Here is a 210-nt window from a genome sequence, read left to right as displayed (position 1 = left end):
GACCTACCAGACGACGGTGAATACCGATGGTAAAACCTGGAGCGTGAATGTCCCGGGAGCTGTACTGGCAGTGAATAGCGATATCTCCGCCACCGTCACCACGCGTGATACCGCAGGCAACGTCACGACGGCTAACACCAGCCACACTTACAGCGTCGATACGGTTGCACCTGTGGCGTCGATCTCTGTCGATAATGTCACGTCGGATAA

At 55.7% G+C, this 210-nt stretch carries 1 protein-coding gene; it reads left to right on the top strand.

Going from position 1 to position 210, the window contains the following annotated elements; translation table 11 throughout:
* On the top strand, window positions 1-210 hold a 210-nt coding region (locus tag H0248_RS21815; protein WP_180787464.1), incomplete at both ends, for a hypothetical protein.

The organism is Pectobacterium brasiliense, from assembly GCF_013449685.1.
GTDB lineage: Bacteria > Pseudomonadota > Gammaproteobacteria > Enterobacterales > Enterobacteriaceae > Pectobacterium > Pectobacterium brasiliense_A.
This window is presented reverse-complemented; position numbering and strand designations above follow the sequence as displayed.